The organism is Brevibacillus sp. NPDC058079, from assembly GCF_042885155.1.
Classification (GTDB): domain Bacteria; phylum Bacillota; class Bacilli; order Brevibacillales; family Brevibacillaceae; genus Brevibacillus.
Genome location: NZ_JBHVSO010000001.1, coordinates 656,450 through 673,772, shown reverse-complemented (window position 1 = coordinate 673,772; position 17,323 = coordinate 656,450). Strand labels below are relative to the sequence as shown.

At 46.5% G+C, this 17,323-nt stretch carries 14 protein-coding genes; 3 read left to right on the top strand and 11 right to left on the bottom strand.

Annotated features, from left to right (window positions below; genetic code table 11):
• Window positions 1-50 precede the first annotated feature (50 nt).
• Window positions 51-953, top strand: a complete 903-nt coding sequence (gene gltC / locus ACFVS2_RS03410) for a glutamate biosynthesis transcriptional regulator GltC (protein WP_007718045.1) — start codon at window positions 51-53, stop codon at window positions 951-953.
• A gap of 90 nt (window positions 954-1,043) precedes the next feature.
• Window positions 1,044-1,478: a VOC family protein gene (locus tag ACFVS2_RS03405; RefSeq protein ID WP_390232386.1), complete on the top strand. Its 435-nt coding sequence runs from the start codon at window positions 1,044-1,046 to the stop codon at window positions 1,476-1,478.
• Window positions 1,479-1,585: 107 nt separating this feature from the next.
• On the opposite strand, the gene ACFVS2_RS03400 is transcribed toward ACFVS2_RS03405, so the two are convergent.
• The 5 genes from ACFVS2_RS03400 to ACFVS2_RS03380 all read right to left on the bottom strand — a co-directional run bounded on the left by ACFVS2_RS03400 (window position 1,586) and on the right by ACFVS2_RS03380 (window position 6,058).
• On the bottom strand, window positions 1,586-2,044 hold the full coding sequence (locus ACFVS2_RS03400) for a VOC family protein (RefSeq protein ID WP_390230910.1): 459 nt from the start codon (window positions 2,042-2,044) through the stop codon (window positions 1,586-1,588).
• Window positions 2,045-2,133: 89 nt separating this feature from the next.
• Complete coding sequence (locus tag ACFVS2_RS03395) at window positions 2,134-2,925, bottom strand: SDR family NAD(P)-dependent oxidoreductase (protein WP_390230907.1); 792 nt, start codon at window positions 2,923-2,925, stop codon at window positions 2,134-2,136.
• A 188-nt stretch (window positions 2,926-3,113) separates the two neighbouring features.
• Window positions 3,114-4,139 carry a helix-turn-helix domain-containing protein gene (locus ACFVS2_RS03390; protein ID WP_390230900.1) on the bottom strand — a complete coding sequence of 342 codons (1,026 nt, stop codon included), beginning with the start codon at window positions 4,137-4,139 and terminating at the stop codon, window positions 3,114-3,116.
• A 76-nt stretch (window positions 4,140-4,215) separates the two neighbouring features.
• Window positions 4,216-5,196, bottom strand: coding sequence for an ABC transporter substrate-binding protein (locus ACFVS2_RS03385; RefSeq protein ID WP_390230897.1), 981 nt, complete (start codon window positions 5,194-5,196; stop codon window positions 4,216-4,218).
• 145 nt (window positions 5,197-5,341) lie between these two features.
• Window positions 5,342-6,058 carry a helix-turn-helix transcriptional regulator gene (locus ACFVS2_RS03380; RefSeq protein ID WP_390230894.1) on the bottom strand — a complete coding sequence of 239 codons (717 nt, stop codon included), beginning with the start codon at window positions 6,056-6,058 and terminating at the stop codon, window positions 5,342-5,344.
• A 387-nt stretch (window positions 6,059-6,445) separates the two neighbouring features.
• Here ACFVS2_RS03380 and ACFVS2_RS03375 point away from each other — a divergent pair, with 387 nt between their 5' ends.
• On the top strand, window positions 6,446-7,270 hold the full coding sequence (locus ACFVS2_RS03375) for a hypothetical protein (RefSeq protein ID WP_390230891.1): 825 nt from the start codon (window positions 6,446-6,448) through the stop codon (window positions 7,268-7,270).
• Between the two features lie 39 nt (window positions 7,271-7,309).
• On the opposite strand, the gene ybaK is transcribed toward ACFVS2_RS03375, so the two are convergent.
• The 6 genes from ybaK to ACFVS2_RS03345 all read right to left on the bottom strand — a co-directional run bounded on the left by ybaK (window position 7,310) and on the right by ACFVS2_RS03345 (window position 17,316).
• Entirely contained in the window at window positions 7,310-7,789 is a 480-nt protein-coding gene (ybaK, locus tag ACFVS2_RS03370; protein WP_390230888.1) for a Cys-tRNA(Pro) deacylase, read from the bottom strand.
• A gap of 115 nt (window positions 7,790-7,904) precedes the next feature.
• On the bottom strand, window positions 7,905-9,482 hold the full coding sequence (locus ACFVS2_RS03365; RefSeq protein ID WP_390230885.1) for a glutathione ABC transporter substrate-binding protein: 1,578 nt from the start codon (window positions 9,480-9,482) through the stop codon (window positions 7,905-7,907).
• Window positions 9,483-9,783: 301 nt separating this feature from the next.
• Complete coding sequence (locus tag ACFVS2_RS03360) at window positions 9,784-11,724, bottom strand: ABC transporter substrate-binding protein (RefSeq protein ID WP_390230882.1); 1,941 nt, start codon at window positions 11,722-11,724, stop codon at window positions 9,784-9,786.
• A 148-nt stretch (window positions 11,725-11,872) separates the two neighbouring features.
• Complete coding sequence (locus tag ACFVS2_RS03355) at window positions 11,873-12,163, bottom strand: hypothetical protein (protein WP_390230879.1); 291 nt, start codon at window positions 12,161-12,163, stop codon at window positions 11,873-11,875.
• Window positions 12,164-12,187: 24 nt separating this feature from the next.
• Window positions 12,188-13,846: a hypothetical protein gene (locus tag ACFVS2_RS03350; protein WP_390230876.1), complete on the bottom strand. Its 1,659-nt coding sequence runs from the start codon at window positions 13,844-13,846 to the stop codon at window positions 12,188-12,190.
• A 2-nt stretch (window positions 13,847-13,848) separates the two neighbouring features.
• Window positions 13,849-17,316: a DUF4132 domain-containing protein gene (locus ACFVS2_RS03345; RefSeq protein WP_390230873.1), complete on the bottom strand. Its 3,468-nt coding sequence runs from the start codon at window positions 17,314-17,316 to the stop codon at window positions 13,849-13,851.
• Window positions 17,317-17,323 lie beyond the last annotated feature (7 nt).

Genomic DNA, 17,323 nt, shown 5'->3' with positions numbered 1-17,323 from the left:
TATGCAAAATCTATCTCAAATCGAGATCAATAGGTAAGGTGGGGGTATTCATGGAGCTACGACAGATTCAATACTTCATCGAGGTTGCCAAACGAGAGCACTTCACCGAAGCCTCACATCATTTGCACGTCGCCCAATCTGCCCTCAGTCGGCAAATCGCCAATCTGGAGGAAGAACTCGGTGTGTCGCTGTTCCTTCGTGAAGGTCGCAATATCAAGCTAACGGCAGTTGGAAAAATCTTTTTGCAACACGTCGAAATGGCGATGAACGAAATCGAGAAGGCAAAGGAGAAGATTGAGGAGTTCCTCGACCCGTCACGCGGCACGATTCGGGTAGGCTTTACGAGCAGCCTCGCTGCCAATCCCCTTCCGACGGTCATCTCTGGTTTTCGCGCCAGGTATCCGGACATCGGCTTTCAATTAAAGCAAGGCTCTTATCAGGGACTGATCGATTCGGTCATCAACGGTGAAATCGACTTGGCTTTTCTTGGACCCGTTCCCACTCAGGAAAAAAATGTGCGCAGCCACATCTTCTTCGCTGAAAATATAGTCGCGTTGTTGCCCGCGAAGCACCCGCTGTCCAAGCAGCCAAGCTTGCGTCTCAGTCAGTTGCAGGAAGATACATTCGTGTTGTTTCCACCCGGTTTCATCCTCCGCAATATCGCAGTCAATGCTTGCTCACAAATGGGCTTTTCTCCTAAAGTTGCTTTTGAAGGGGAAGATATCGATGCCATTAAAGGATTGGTGGCGGCTGGCTTGGGCGTCACATTATTGCCGGAGCTAACGTTAACAGATAACGTTCCCCGTGAGACCGTGAAAATCCCGATAAGTGAGCCATTGGTGACGCGAACAGTGGGCATTATCATTCCTAACAACCGTGAGCTGCCCCCTTCTGAAAAGCTTTTTTATCATTTTCTGAAAGAGTTTTTTGATGTACTGAGTAAGTACAGTTAAGGGAAAGTAATTCAAACTACTGACAGACAGTTGTCAGTAGTCGATCCTTATAATCGGAAGTACCATCCATTTGAAGGAGGAATTTCGATGATGAGTCACACCCAAACCTTGCGGGGCTTTGCTACGATTAGTTATTGGGCGGATGATGTGCAGGCGGCAAAAAAGTGGTACACGGAACTACTGGGCATTGCGCCGTACTTCGAGCGGTCTGGGCCGGATGGACAGCTCGCCTATGTCGAGTTTCGCATTGGAGACTACAAACACGAACTTGGCCTCATTGATCGCCGTTTCGCACCTGCTGCGGCGGTACCTGGTCCGGGTGGCGCTGTGATGTACTGGCACGTCGACGATATCGAATTCGTACTGGATAAGCTCTTATCTATGGGAGCAAGAGAGTACGAACCCCTGATCCAGCGTGGTGACGGATTCATAACGGCTTCTGTCCTTGATCCTTTTGGGAATGTCCTCGGCATCATGTACAATGCACACTACCTGGAGATTTTCGGTTCGTTCCAAACAGAGTAAGCAAAGAAAAAGTCCTGATGAACAGATGCATCAGGACTTTTGAGTATCTTCCTTACAGTCGCAGCTAGTAGCTTTTCACAAGTGTCTCCCCGTTTGAAAAATCTTTCCTATCCTTCCCTTTTATTCCAATCCTCTAGCGTCATCATTTTGAAGGCTTCCTCAAAATCAATTCGTAAGGGTGCGATGAATTCCAGTAAGTTGCCATCAGGATCTTCAAAATAAATAGCAGCGTGAGCTTGGGGGTTATTTGGCAATACAAGCGGCTGTTTTTCTGGTGGGAAACCGAAGCTCGTTGTTACCTCTATCCCCTTCTGTTCCAACCACTTCTTCGCTTCATCCATATCTTTGCGATCAATTTGAAAGGCAACATGACGTAACGAAACGTGGTAAGGAGTATCTACCCGGTCTGTCTCCCATAATCCTAACCAGCTGCGCCCTTTTTCAATCCAAAAGAAAGCAATTGTAGGAGTCTGATGGGCGAGTTCCAAATCCAACTGTTTGTAAAACTCAATGGATCTCAAGAGATTTTTGACAGGTAAATGCGCTTCGTATAATCCTTTAATCATACTGGACATCCTCTCTTGTCTTTTTTCAACATTATCGTATCATATGTATGGAAACATTGGCAATTCTGATCGCAAATATGGAATTCATGTTAAAAAATAGTTGGCACCATGCCCCCGTCCATACGAATTGGTGAACCTTTAAATGCGGTTGCATAAGGGCTGGATACGAACGCTACCAGCCTACCTATTTCAAAAGGCTTGATAAACCGCTGTAATTCGGATTGGGGCAGGTTTGCAGCCATAAATTGATTCTCTTTTTCCGAAAATGCCATATCATCAGGAAACAGACTATCAATGATTTGATATACATTTTCGGAAAGTGTTGGACCTGGCATGATTGTATTGGATGTGACTTCTGTTCCTATCGTTAGCTTAGATAGACTTTTTGACAGTGATAATAGCATAGATTTCGTCATGCAATACTGAGGCATTTGCCCTGAAGGCATAATCGCTTCTTCACTTGCTATAAAGATGATTCGTCCATCATTGTTCTTCAACATGGTAGGTAAGTAAAATTTAGATAATGCATTCGCGGCAAGGACATTTGTTCGGAAGTATTTTTCCCATACTTCATCGTCAACGTCTTCATAGGACATGATTTCATAAATACCCATATTGTTAACAAGAATATCCACGTGAGGATATTTCTCAAATAAAGCTTCTCTTTGCTGCCTATCCACAATATCGGCCGTAGCATTCTGTGGAGAAGTAGCCGGGAATTCCGACTTCAATTCATTTACGATTCGTTCTACCTCTTCGTCATTCCGTCCATTTACGAGGACATTGACGCCTTCTCTGGCGAGCTCAATGGCAATTGCTTTCCCAATCCCTTTCGTCGATCCAGTTACGAAAGCAGTTTTGCTCCTTAATCCCATATCCATAACACTTGTCTCCTTTGTAGTCATTCACGGTAAGCTGACTAGAAGTTCATCTTGGAACATCCTTGTGCTCCGGATAGAGATTATCGTACTTGTTCTGGATCGTTCGGTAACTAGCGTACAACGCCAAATTTCTTGCTGAACCCGCCAAATATAGAAACCCGGAAAATAGTAGACCTGCTTGAAATCGGTCAGCTTGGAAATTCTTTGACGGCGGGATTGACCCGAAAATATTCGGAACGCCAATTGGAGGGTGTATCGCCTTCCCAAAGGCGAAAGGCCCGGTAAAACGAGTTCTGATCTTCATATCCAATTAAGAAAGCCACTTCTTTTATATCTAGCTTGGGGTCGGCCAAGTATTCTCGTGCCTGTTCATGCCGAGCCTGTGTCAGCAGTTGCTTGAACGTTGTGCATTCATCCGTAAGACGGCGCTGCAAGGTACGATCGCTCATGCCCAGTTCGCTCGCAACAGCTCGAATATCAAGGCGGCCTCCAGTTAGACTTCGCTTCAAAATCCACTTGACCATCTCAGCAATTGAATGACTGCTCTCTTCATCCAATGATCGGTCCAATACAGGTGTCAAAATCTCCAGCAATTCTTTGTTATACGAAAGAAAGAGGCGGTCCAGATCGCGTCGATAGAGTGTTAATCGGTTAACGGTGGCACCAATCGGAATCGAGCAACCGAAGTAAGCCTCAAGGACAGTTACATCCCCCATCGAGTGAGAAAATTCCACGGACTGTGCAGTTAAACGCTTGCCCGTGCCCCGTCGCCCAAGTTCTAGGAGAAAGGCTAGCGTGGTTCCAACCAGAACTGGTGGTCCGGGCTGCTCGCTGTGCATCCACTCCAACTCGATTGTACAGTGCTCGCCCTCCTCTGTTATACGCAACCTTTCCGGAGGGCACAGTTGTTTGTACCGGGCCATTCGATTAAGCGCGTCGCGATAGTCACGAGCATGGTAAGTCGCTAAAACAGTCGGTGGGTATTGTGCCGTTTCAAAGTTGGTTGAAAGCTTGATGATTCCGGTTGCAATGTCACCAACTAGATCGGAGTAAGCTTGCCAGATTCTGAAATATTGGGCAGTGGTGACTACGGCTGGTTCTGTAAGAACGGTGATCGGCAGGCGCGCTTTGTAAACTAGGTCGTGGGGAGCAATCCCTAGTCGTTGTAATCCCGCCCAAAATCCCGCTGGGAATTTTATTCGGTCTGATTTCATTACGTATGAATCTCCTTTAGTTGCTTACCGATTCGTTCCGATTATGATTAAGTATACATGAAGGCAAACGTACCCGTTATTTTTGCTTCCCCATCGCTTTCATGATCTCTTCAATCCCGTCTATTTTCGCTAGAGCCATCGGTCCTGGTAACGAAGGGTCTGCCAATTCATAGACCCGGCTGTTTTTGACGGCATTCAAGCTATTCCAGACGTTGCTTCCTTTCAAGGCCTCTTTCACTCCACCTTGGATCGGCGCTTGCCAATTATTGATGACGAACAGATGGTCTGGATTTAATTGCGCGAGGCTCTCCAGTGAAAGCTGTCCATTTTCATTGGCCCCTTCTGTTCGTCTTAAGCCAAGTCCATCATAAAATGGATCGAAACGTCCATCATTCCAAGTAATGAACTGCTCTTTCCCTCTGTACATGACGAACATGACTGACTCTTGACTGCGAAAAGCGAGCTGCTCTTTGTATGCCCCCGATTTTCGATCAAACTCAGCCAGCACATTCGTAGCCTTCTCCTCTTTTCCAATAATGGTAGCCATTTGTTGCAGGGTTTCACGCCAATCCCCAGCCTGTGGCAAGATGACAGTTGGTGCAATTTGCGATAATTTTTCGTATTGGTCGCGCATGTCATCTGCGGCAATGATGACATCAGGCTGAACAGCCAGCAGCTTCTCCAGATCAACCTCCATCCCTAGATCGATGATATTTTTATCCGCCACTCGTTTACTGAGACTGGGAAAATTCGCCGAAATGGTCGATACACCTTGGGCAGCAATCGGATACTCATCCAAAACGGCCAAGTAGTCAACAAAAGCAATGTACGGCGTCGCGATTTTCACTGGTTTTTCCTGAATGATCGTTTCACCTGATAGATGCGAGATCGTACGCGGAAAAGCACTTTCGCTCTTTACAGGCGTTGAGTCTTGGTGTCCCACTTGTTTGTTCGTAGTTGGTGCACTTGTTTGTTGGCTCGATCCTCCACCGCATCCTGTTATCATCAGGACTAAAATGATAGCAAGGGCCATAAGAATTGTACCTTGTCGCTGCATACTCCGTCTTCTCTCCTTTTTGAGGCTCTCTTACATAAACCAATATGCAAATGAGATTCGTTATCAACGACCCAAATGATACTACTGGTCGGTTAGCCATACTACCTGTAGACGGAATAGTTTGCTGGTTATCGGGATACTGAGCCTACCTGTTAGTGGATCGTCTCACGAATACGTTTGGGTTGACACCATATTTCTCCCGGAATGCTTCCGCAAAGTAGCTTGTATTCGTATATCCGATGGCACTCGAGGTTTCCGTCACATTCATTTCCCCTTGTTGAAGTAAAAATAAGGCTTTTTCCAACCTCTTTTCTCGCAAGTAGCCAAAAACGGTCGTACCAAACATTGCTTTAAAACCTATCTTCAGCTTGTAGTCATTTAAACCAATCATCCGGGACAACTCCAGTAATGAAGGCGGGTCTGCCATGTATTCCAACATGATCTCCCTTGCTTGCACGATCTTTTCTTTGTCTCTTTTCGATAAGGGAACAGATTCCGTTTTGCTATCAAGCAGAAAGGATTGAAACGCCATCGAAAGCAGTCCCAAAACGCCTGTTTCCATCTCGATCTTTTTCGTTCCCGGTTTGGCGACGTACTGCATCACACGCTGGAGTGCAACGGAAGCGGCAGGAGACAGCTTTTCCTGAAAGATACGAAACGATTGTTTTCCAAGAACTTGCCCGAATTCAATGGAACGCCCTCCATTCGACTCCTCCATAAAATAATGGAAGGTCGACACAGGAATACCGATGCCAAGCATGCAGAACGGCTCATTTCCAACATATTCAAACCTCGCTTCCACTTCTGACATGAATTGAAGTGAGCAAAGTCCTGGCAGCAACTGGTGCTCTTTGCCTTGCACGCTTATGCCTCTTTCCCCTTTTAAACAAAAATTAAGCTCTACCATAGGACTTTTCGTAGATAGAGAGATTCTCTGTGATCGGTAAAATGTATAGTCGGATACAACAACTTCCATATCATACCGAGGAAGAAACCGACGAACATACCCCTCCCCCATATCTGGGTGAAGGGTCAGACTGGTTTTCTGATCCACATTTTGCGGTTCCAGATTCATTCTGTCGAAAAAAAGATGAAAGTTTTCTTGAATATCTGTCCAACTCAACGCTGTTCACCCCATCCGATGCGAAAAATGCATATGATAATCATTCTCAAATTATAGCGGATTGAGGAAAATTTTACTATGATAATGGGAATAGTAGCTCATTTCAGCAAGAGAGGTGATGTTCTTATGCTAGATTTCGCAAGTTCTATATGGGATAAGCTACAAGGTCCTTATGGTTTTTCTGATCGTATCCCTGCGCTCATCCAGCATATTCAGCACGACTATTTTTCCGAGGAAAAAGAAGAGTTGTATTGGGAGCTTCTGTATCATCAAAATACCATTTATCCATGTACATATGCTTCAGTTCCCTATTTAGTAGAGATCGCTCTAAAAACAGAGAGCCCCGATATTCTGTTGGACATTTTCATAACCTGTGGCATTTTCGAAGCCAGTAGCGAAAATGCGACTCAAATGGATGTGCCCTCGGAGTTTTTACGAGATCAGACACCATTATTGGATCAAGAGACCATCAGAGAGATCTATCGTGAATACCGATGTGCCATTCTATCACTGACAGAGCAGACAGAATCAATCCTTCACCTAGCACGGATGGGAGAGCATGATGCAGACAAGCGCTACATATTAGCTGCGGACGCTGCATTTCGTGGGGACAAAGACATTGCCAACATGCTTCTCACCTTTTCGGCGGGAGACGAATATGTAACAGTGTGTCCGACGTGCGATCAGTCTATCTACTTATGGCCAGATGAGGAAGAGGAGATTTTGTTCGCTTACGAAGACGATCCCGTTTCTCACGGTACAACGGAACGATTTTTAATCATCTCCAAAAGACCGGACATGACAAACGACAGCGGACTTCAGGGATTATACCAACGTGCGCTTGTGATTGAGGATAAAACGCTGCTTGCCCACCTTCCTTATCTTGCTGGTGAATTGAACTGCTGCTCATGCGACACCCCTATTCAAGTCTGGAAGGGACTTTTTCCCTAAACAACAAAAGGCCACAGCTAATGCCGTGGCCTTTTTGCTTTAGATTGTAGATACATCTGCCAAGGAGCCTTTCGTTGCTTGTAACAAGCCCTCTACTGCCATTTCGATCTGGACGCCAATGTTTCCGCCACTGACGATGATCGTCTCTAACGATTGTGCTCGTTGATCGATCACCGTCGGAAACAATTTCTTCATCCCCACTGGCGAACAGCCACCACGAATATAGCCAGATACTTTGGTGATCTCCTTCACGGGAATCATCTCGATCTTCTTCTCTCCGACTGCTTTCGCCGCTTTTTTGAGATCAAGCTCGGCTTCAACGGGAATGACAAATACATAATACGATTTGCTCGTCCCTTGCGAAATCAAGGTTTTATAGACAACGTTCTCTTCGCGACCGATCTTTTGGGCGACAGCGATTCCGTCGATTTTCCCATCATCCGTTGCATATGTCAGCATGGTGTATGCGATTTTTTCTTTATCCAATATCCGCATCGCATTCGTTTTTCCTTGCTTCACGCCATTCCACCTCCGCTACACGCTGGTCAACAAAATATAATCTATCTTAGGGGATGGCGTTCTACTTTTCAACCAAAAAACGCCACTGACACAAGCATGTCAGCGGCGCCTCGTATTATTGAATCGTTACTTCGTCAATCTCGATATGGCCTGCCGGGCTAATCCATACACCCTGTACATTCTTTTGAATGGCCGCCAAGTTCTCGGAGAATCGGAACGGAATAAGCGGTGCTTCGTTCATTTCGATTTGTTGTGCTTTTTCATAGAGTTGCTTCCGTTTTTCTGCGTCTGTTTCTTTGCGTCCTTCGTCGATCAGCTTGTCTACTTCTGGATTGTTGTAGAAGGAATGATTACCAGGTGCGCCATGCGCTTTCGAGTGATACAGGTTCGATTGGTTGTAGTCGGCATCTCCCGTAGCATTTCCCCATCCGCTCATGAACAGGTCAGTCTCCCCTTTGGATGCTGCCTCAATATACGCACCGAATTCCATGACATCCAGTTGCAGGTCAATACCGATTGGCTTCAGCTGTTGCTGCAAAACCTCTGCTACGCTAATCCGCGCTTTGTTATCATTCAACGCGATTTTTGCTTTGAAGCCGTTTGGATATCCAGCCTCGGCGAGCAATTGCTTCGCTTTCTCGACGTCATACGGAATGTCTTTTACATTCGGGCTGTACCCAACCATCGCTGGTGTAATCGAGGAGTGAGCTGGCGTTCCCACGCTGTTGTAAACACCTTCAATAATGGTCTTCTTGTCGATTGCGTGGGCAATGGCTTGGCGGACACGCACATCATCAAAAGGCTTTTTCTTTGTATTCAATCCGATGTGATCGACAGAGAACCCAGGGTATCGACCCAATTGCATTGATGGAGAATTTTGTACGCGATCGATGTCAGTCACAGGCAGGTTTTCTGCCACTTGAACTTCTCCTGTCTCAACCATGGCAAGGCGAGTTGTGTCTTCCGGTACGGTTTTGAAAACGACTTTATCCAGATTTGGTTTACCGCCATAGTAGCTATCATTTCTCACGAGAACCACTTCTTGACCTGGCGTCCATTTTTCGAATTTGTACGGGCCTGTACCGGTTGGATGCTTGCTCAAATCTTTTCTATATTGTTCAATGGCCTTCGGGCTGATGATGCTTCCCTCTGCACTCGCCAAAACAGACAAGAGCGGTGCGTACGGGTAATTCAGAAGAAACTGTACCGTGTACTCATCTACTACTTTCACTTCTTTAATTGCTTCAAACATATTAATCCGGCTGGAGCCAACGGCAGGGTCCTGAACGCGAGCGATCGTTGCCTTTACCGCTTCCGCATTGAAAGGTGCGCCATCATGGAACGTCACGCCTTGGCGCAGCTTGAACTCCCACGTCAAGTCATCGAGCTGCTTCCACTCACTTGCCAGGGATGGGACGTATTTGCTTTCTTTATCCATGCGGACAAGCCCTTCGTATACTTTGTGATGAACGATTGCTGCTGAAGGGATTTGGGACAGGAAATGCGGATCGAGGTTGTTCGCATCGGACAGACGAGCAATGACGAGGGTTCCTCCTGTTTTACCTGCTTCCGCAGTACCCCCTGCTTGTCCCGCGCTAGTGGACGCATCCTGCCCCGACGAACACCCAGCCAAAGCCGCAGATACTGCGATTGTCATGGCAATCAGCGTGTGATAAAAGCTCTTCTTTTTCATCTGTGTTCCCCCAATTCTTGTTGCAAATGTTTTAGCATTCAAACATGTTTTATTTTAGATAATATTCAGTCATTATATTTTCACTTTGTTTACCTTTATTTTCAGTTTCTTTACAACTTTGTATATAAACAAAAAACTCTCCCCTTTGGCAGCGAGAGAGTGATTCAAAGATTATCTGACAAATGAACGCCGGCGCGTAGTCTGACTTTCTTCCCGTCCCACACGTTCACAGGCATCAAGCCTTTTCCAAAAAAGGATAATATAGGTTGATACAATCGACTATCCGGGTTCTAGCTTTACCCTATTTCTTCTGCGTGGTCACAAGCCAATCTGCTAGCTCCTCTGTTTGCGATAAGGTTGCAATCGGATCGAAATACCAAGATTTATCTTTCTTCCAAATGTACACGCGATTATTTTTTACTGCATCAAGTGTTCCCCAAATAGGGTCTGCCTGCAAATCGGCCATGCTTCGTTCATCGGATGTCAGGATGATGTAATCGCCGGCAAAAGTAGGCAGCACCTCACTCGACACTTCAACGGACTGTTGCTCCATAACCTCTTTGGCTACCGCTGCGGGTGGTTTGTATCCAAGCGCTGAATAAACGGCTTGTCCGCCTCTTCCGAAATTATCCCCAAACACGCCTGTGTTTTTACCCCAATCCTGCATGATCGAGAACGTAGCGTCTGATGGGACTACCTTTGCAACCCTTTCTCGGGCGCTGGCAATACGCTGATCGTATTCAGCCAACCAAGCTGCTGCCTCTTTTTCTTTCCCCAGCAGGTTTCCTACAAAGGTAATCTCTTCATGGACGTTTTTCAGTTCTCCAAAGGGAACAACTACTGTAGGCGCGATTTTTTTATACTGCTCATAGGCTGCTTCATTTCCCGTTACAATTAAGTCTGGCTGGAGCTCGAGCATTTTTTCCAGCGATATGTTTTCGTATTCCCCGATATTCTCTACACCTGCCAAAGCCTCAGCGAAGTACGGATTTTTTAGATTCAGCTCTGGCGTTCCAATTGGCTTTACATTCAAGGCGATGAAGCTTCCCAAATACAGATCCACGATGATTCGCTTCGGTTCTGCTGGGATCTCGATTTCCCCTTTTATGGTCGAAACTTTTCGAGTCAGGTTGTTGTTTTCAACTGCATCCGTTTGTTGAACGGCTTGTCCGACTCCCGTAGTGCTGGTTGTAGTTGAGCTCGTGGTGCATGCACTCAATACGAGCGCAAAGCAAAACAACAAGGTAGCCACCATAGGCACTTTACGACTGTACATGGATGAATCTTCCTCTCCACCATAACGATAATGATTCTCACAATCGTCATTACTATACCGTCGAGCACCCGTCATAACAATGGACAATCCACGCAATCTGTATGGACGCTTTTCCTTATCTATCTCCCGTGCACCTCGTTGTCTGAATTGTCCGGGTGAAGTTCCCGTTAGCTTTTTAAAGATACGCGTGAAGTATAGCCTGTCCGTATAGCCTATTTTTTCAGCAATTTCTTGGATCGGTGCTTCTGTATGAAGCAATAGCTCCTTGGCCTTTTGAATTCTCACTTGGATCACAAAGTCAATTAAGCTGTTACCCGTCTGTTTTTTGAAGATCCTGGATAAATTCTTGGCACTGTACCCAAAATGCTGCGCAAGTGAATCAAGCGTAAGTGGCTCTTGGTAGTGAGTATGTATATGGGAAATGACAAGCTCGACCACATCGGGCTTATCTGTATGGCCTGCTTGCTCTTGCAATTGTCGCAAGATCTGATGAACAAACAGGTGAAAAAGCGCCTTAACGTGGAACTTTTGCAATTGGCTGGAGCACTGCCATTCCTCGTAAATCTGATGCACGAGGTCAAACATCTCTAAAGGATGATCTGGCTTTAGCTCATAGATTCGATGAAATGCGCTTGCTTCTTCCCGTAGAATGACACGATCATTTCGCCATGGCCAAGGAAAAGACACGACAGCCTTATACAAAATGAGATAATAAGTGAACTCCTCGGCGGTCAAATGAATGTCCAAGCGAGTACCTTTGCCCGCATGCAAGACCGTAAACGGTTTGACGTCAACATTCATACCATCCAAATAAATTTGGGCACTCCCCTTCGTGCTATAGAGAAACCCGCTCGTCGGTAACCGATACGATGCCAGTTTTTCGCCTCCATTTTGATACTGCTTTCGAACATCTATGATTTTGATTGTGGCATAATTCCAGTATAGAGCGAAGTCTTCTATCCTCATCCCATCTATCCTCCATTTCCTTCTGGTTGCCCATCCCTCTCTTTTTCTACCATTTTATTGATAATAATTCTCACCGTCAAATTTACGTTTAAACCATAGAAAAAAGAGAGACTCTTCAAGAATCTCTCTTCCTTATCCTACACCCGAATTACGATGATCGAGTCAAAGGCTTTTTCATCATATTGACGTACTGCACCACATACAAATACTGCTGCGTTAACAACTCCGCATCCGCTTTTACTTCCTGCAAATAGCGATTGCCCTCCACATGTAGGTCTTCTATCAATGAGCCGAGGAAGCTCATATCGTATTCGGACGCAAGCTCTTGCAGTTTTTTCAGCTCCTGCAAATCTTGCTTGTCAAGTTTATGGATTCCTTTGAGTAACAAGCGTTCCTGCCAATCAGTCAGCTTTTCGGTAAAGGAATATAACTCCTCCATGATTTTACGCCCTCTCCCTCACCGTTATAGATCTAACTTAAAGCTCGTCAGCGATTTCCCCTGCATGATGCTGATCGGATAAAGTCCATCTCCTATTTTTTGCACAAGCAAATACACATCGCGCAGCTCTAGCAGCCGTTTGTTTTGTTCGAGATGACGTATATTGCGGGCGAATTCCCCCTGATAGGAAATGCTCAATTGGAGAGAATGACATTGCTCGTCTTCGATCGTCAGAATCAACTGCTGCGTCTTCTGATCGAAATCGACTTGGTTGAACTTGTTCGCTTTCAATAGAAAAACCGAGTCCAACGCAGTTTCAAACATATCGCCTGCCGCGTCCTTCCAGTCACTCGACCAGTCGCGAACGAACACCTTCCCGAGATCCAGCTCTTCGATATTGTCTCTGGGAACGACAGTTAGCCGCGTCTCTTCACTGGAAGACAAGCGCTGCTCCCGGTTCGTCTTCGCCTGTGTCAGGATGACCTGTGAATGGGAGAGCTCCTCCATGGAGATCAACCCGCCCCAAGGTACCTTGCCTTTATAGCTATCCTTAAAGGAAAAGGATATGCCTTCATAATACACGGGGCGCGCTTCTGTATACGTATAGATGTGTTGATCAGAAAGCGAATAAAAGTAATACGTAATCCCCTTGTACCCCGACCGCGTCTCCCATGGATTTGCTCCCAAAGCATACAGACTTAACTGTGGAACCATATGGTACTTACTCTTAAAGCTACCGAGCAGCTGCTTTTTCGCTTCGGTGTGATCGGTCTTCTCTAGAGCAAGCAAACTAAGATACACCCGGGAAAGTCGGTCGAGCAGCGCTTCCGTTGAAAACTTGACATGACGCTGAAAAAATAAGTTCAGCTCCCCATGAACGCCGCGAATGTCCTTTTCCACGCGGGGAAGATTGCCGTTATGCGCAGCAATAGCAAGCAGCTCCAGCCGTGTACAAATCGTCTGGGATAGCTTCGCCAAGCCGATGCCAAGAATCTCTGCGATCAGCGATTTGGCTTCAGCTACGACATCAGTTTCGTAGCTGACATCGGTTACGGATGCTTGTAACTGCTCACGATCCTGTAGCTCATGCATGGCCCGATAGCGCAAAATGACCTCTAGCTTGTGCAAGCAATTGCCCTTCGCCTTGCAGGTGCACATACTCTTCCCGATCTCCGATTCACTGTCAAAAGATACGGATATATCTTGGGTGCGCAATGTGATCGTTAAAAAGGATGTTTCAACGACCTCCATCTCCTCGAAATAGTCGAGGCGAAACAGCACTTCCTCTATCTGCGCTGGGGTAAAGGCCTTACTGATGTGAGACGGCTGCAATTGCAACAGCCAGCTAAAGTCAGGCTTGTAGGTCTCCAGCTCTTCCTCGTTCTCTGCTCCTGCTTGCAAATGGTTTTGAGCATAGTTGACGATGGCGATGATGACATGCTTGCATATCTTGTCAGAGGGACATGAGCAGGAAAAACGATTAATATCTGCATGAAGTCGGCATACGCTGTCATCTGACAGCGCACACTCGACGTAATCATCCCCGAACTCGTAGGAAACGGTCATTCCTTTTTCCATTTCCTTGATCGAACGATTGTAAATTCCTTTATTCGCGTATTTGATCAGATACTCTTCGTTGCACAGCGCGATAAACCGATGAAATTCCGATGTAAAATCCGCCATCGTTATTTTCCTGCTGCACGCATGACATCGTAGACGGTTTCGCTGAAAATGCGTGTTGGAATATCGGTGAGCTTCAGCCGATCCACTGGTTTGAAGTAAAAATGCTTGTATTCGGCATCTTTATTCGGATAGAAAGCCATCGCTTCCAGCTTCACATCCTCCATGCCCTCCCAATACGAAATGCTCGCCCCGCTGATTTTCAGCTCAGCCACCATTCCGTCATACAGTTTGTAAAACTCATAATAATAACCAGCATCAAGCGGTGTTCCTTTGACCCAGCCGAATTTCTCCATCATTTTCGCAAAAGCGGTAGGTGAATACGATTCAACAGGCAGTCGGAGCAATTCATTGGCTTTTAATTCTTCTTCCGTTGGGAGGAACGCTTCTCGATTCAACTGCTCGAATGGTTGGGTAATTTCGTAATCTTCTAGCTGGGTACGCCAGCCGTTCAACGACTCTTCGTCCAGCTCCAGTGGGTGAATCAAACCAATGAGCTGCTCATCTGCCAACTCATACTCATCCTCGTCCACGGTGTTAAATGTCCCATCGTCCATATAGCGGAACGTATCTACGAGCTTTCCGTCCTCGTATACACCCCAGATGAGCCCGATTGCGAATTTTTGCATCAACACGTTCTCCACAAAGAGACGTTTCCATGCTGCCGTTGACCAATAACGCGATTTGGACAGCGACTCCTCCAGACGAAGAGATTGTACTTTCACCATATTTTTCAGGTCTTTTTTCAATTGAGCAAAAGTCAATCGCGCTTGTTCTGCCTTTTCCTGATCGTCTTTCGCGGACGGTGCAGGCAGATTTTTTACCGCTTTTCCTGTACTGTCGTTCGTGACTTCCAGCTCCAGCTCATTGCTGACTTTGACCGTGAAGGTGCGGTCGCCGTAGTCAAACACTTGTTTGCCCGACGCATCGAAGCCAAGCGTGGTGACCAGTCGGTCTTCCAGCTCCATCGCGGAAATGTTCTGATTCGCAGCCGCCATAGAAAGCGCCTCTTCTGCTGCTGATTTGACTTGCCTGTTTTTGATCGTACGCTTGATCTGGTCGATTAGGCGCAGCGCAGTCAAATCATTCGAGAACGACAGGGCACGCACGCCATCCGCAGCCAAAGCTCCGCGAGAGTGATCTGTCCACTCCTTAACCCACTGACCAATCGTATCGACTATACGTCGATCTCCGAAAGCGACGCAGAGTGGCATGACCCATTTTTCTTTGGCGACTGCCCCATTATCGAGCCATGAGCGCAAAACTTCTGTAGTAAAGTCAGCAACAGATGCCGCTTGCAAAGACGGTTTCAAGTCAAGTACCAACTGGTTTGGCGCTGTCGGGAAATCGATCGAAGCGGTGAGCATGTACTCCATTACTTCCTGCCCCAGCTCGTTGCCGTCTTGGTCGCGAAGGACTGGCATGCGCTCCAGTGGCATCCATTTTATCCGTGTGAGTTTGCGCTTGTCGGTCAGGTTGCCCAAATGGGTCAAACTCGCATCTGGCCCTTGCTCCTCGGCGTCGATAAATGTTTGCAGCAGCGTTTTAAATTTGCTGCTTTTTTCATTTGTCAGTAGCTCCTGGAAAATCTCCTTGTTATTGTCCAGGGAGCGAATGGCATCCAGCGCCATTTCCTTGACCTTTGCTTTTTTCTCCGTTTGATAGACGTGCAAATATAGTTCCTTGTCTTTGGCCTGAAGAAACGCTGCACCAGCAAGGCCGCTCACTTTCTTCGAGCTGTCAGCCACCCCGAGCAGAATCGCTTGGTTGCGCAATTCCTCTGACAGCGTCTCCTTTGCCGCTAATAGGGTTTGAGTCACAAACACGCGAAGCTCCGTTTCCAGCTTGTCAAATTGAGCCAGACTCATTTCCGGATTCGCTACGATCAACGAACGATACACCTCTTCATTGACGTCTGTGTAATAATAGTGTGTCTCCTTGATTGACAAAATCTGATTAAAAAGAGTCTGAATATCTACAGCTTTGTCATTCCGGTAATGATCGATGAAGGCGGTCAATCGATCCTGGAACGCATGAGTGAAGCACATATGACCTACTCTGCGATTGGACTTGTCTTTGTATTGGCACATGAAGGGAATCAGTCTTGCAATAAACGGATGGTCCACAGGTAAGAAGCTCAGCAGGATCATCTGCTGTCTTACGAGTTGTACGTCCTCCAGATGCACATGCTCGAGCACATCCTCTAGGACAGCTTTATCATCCAAGTAGTTCGCCAGCTTTGTAGAGCCCTTCGCACGTCGTAGCGCGTCTTGAATAATCCCTTCCAAAGATGGCTGGAAATCAGAGAGATCCACGCCTTCTGCCGCCAGCGTTTTGTGTAAGAATCCCTTGACCATCGGGATCGAAGCAATCTCAAGCGCTCGTCTTGATTTGGTTACGTCTTCCAGTACCAGCTGCTTCACTTGTTCCCAATTGGTCGGTGGGGATAGCAAATGCTCACGCAGGCCCAGCAGTAGAGCGTAAGGCTCATCCATGTGTACGAGGTCAGCGAGTCTCTTATCTTCGGACAAGATATCAAGCGGGAACATGTCAAAAATGATTTGCAAGGTATCGTGCAGCTCCCGATCTATCTCCTCTTCCTTCTTCAGGAATGCACTGATCCCGCCTTTGACGTGAATGCGGAAATACAGTAAGCTGTTGACCAGCTCCATAGAACGCTTCAAATGTTTCTGGTTCAAAAGGGAGCCTTCCTTGACTTGCTCTCCTGGATAATACTTTTCCCGCAGCGCAGCCTTTTTCTCTTTGACGTATGACGGGTACAACGACTCGTTGGTCAGTAAATTGTTGCTCGAAAACTGCATTGTCACGACTTCTTTTGTAATGGTATGCAGCTCTTTTATATATTCGCGTGTATCACCTGTAATCAGGTAATAGTAGCTCGGCATCAGCTTTTCTTTTGCTTCTTCCAATAAGCTCGGAGAAATCGTGTACGCGTACGAAATGAATAGCAAAAATTCGGCCCGATCAAATGTCGAGGAGTAATCACGGCTGATACTTACGCGATAATCCTCCGCGGCTTTTAACAAAAATTCGGCAAACAACGCATGTCCGAAATGCTCGATCGTTTTTCTCATGGCCTCCAATGCTTTCTGATCTTTTGCTCGGATATCAGCATCACCGATGTCCTTCATCCCCTGAAGTTCGATCTGATCTAGGAAGCACTCATCCATCACATTTTTCTTATCGTAAAAACGGTTGCTAGCCTTGTAGATCAGCACAGCTGCTCGATAGAAGGCCAACTCCTCGCCGCGTTTTTTCAGCTTGTCAAATTCGGATCGAACCGTATAGCTGTAAAACCGCGGGTCCTCTGCGATTGCCGGGCATTCGTCTGTGTCACCTGCAACGTAATCAGCGACTTGATCGTACAAATGCTTGTTTCGATCACTTGCACTGATAAACTCCTCCACAAATTTCTTCGTAACTGGATTCAGATCTGTCTTTCGTAAAACCATTCCTTAC

Excerpts from the sequence above, each read along its gene's own strand:
- gltC (WP_007718045.1), top strand. The coding sequence starts at position 51 with ATGGAGCTACGACAGATTCAATACTTCATCGAGGTTGCCAAACGAGAG.
- ACFVS2_RS03405 (WP_390232386.1), top strand. The coding sequence starts at position 1,044 with ATGAGTCACACCCAAACCTTGCGGGGCTTTGCTACGATTAGTTATTGG.
- ACFVS2_RS03400 (WP_390230910.1), bottom strand. The coding sequence starts at position 2,044 with ATGATTAAAGGATTATACGAAGCGCATTTACCTGTCAAAAATCTCTTG.
- ACFVS2_RS03395 (WP_390230907.1), bottom strand. The coding sequence starts at position 2,925 with ATGGATATGGGATTAAGGAGCAAAACTGCTTTCGTAACTGGATCGACG.
- ACFVS2_RS03390 (WP_390230900.1), bottom strand. The coding sequence starts at position 4,139 with ATGAAATCAGACCGAATAAAATTCCCAGCGGGATTTTGGGCGGGATTA.
- ACFVS2_RS03385 (WP_390230897.1), bottom strand. The coding sequence starts at position 5,196 with ATGCAGCGACAAGGTACAATTCTTATGGCCCTTGCTATCATTTTAGTC.
- ACFVS2_RS03375 (WP_390230891.1), top strand. The coding sequence starts at position 6,446 with ATGCTAGATTTCGCAAGTTCTATATGGGATAAGCTACAAGGTCCTTAT.
- ACFVS2_RS03365 (WP_390230885.1), bottom strand. The coding sequence starts at position 9,482 with ATGAAAAAGAAGAGCTTTTATCACACGCTGATTGCCATGACAATCGCA.
- ACFVS2_RS03360 (WP_390230882.1), bottom strand. The coding sequence starts at position 11,724 with ATGAGGATAGAAGACTTCGCTCTATACTGGAATTATGCCACAATCAAA.
- ACFVS2_RS03355 (WP_390230879.1), bottom strand. The coding sequence starts at position 12,163 with ATGGAGGAGTTATATTCCTTTACCGAAAAGCTGACTGATTGGCAGGAA.
- ACFVS2_RS03350 (WP_390230876.1), bottom strand. The coding sequence starts at position 13,846 with ATGGCGGATTTTACATCGGAATTTCATCGGTTTATCGCGCTGTGCAAC.
- ACFVS2_RS03345 (WP_390230873.1), bottom strand. The coding sequence starts at position 17,316 with ATGGTTTTACGAAAGACAGATCTGAATCCAGTTACGAAGAAATTTGTG.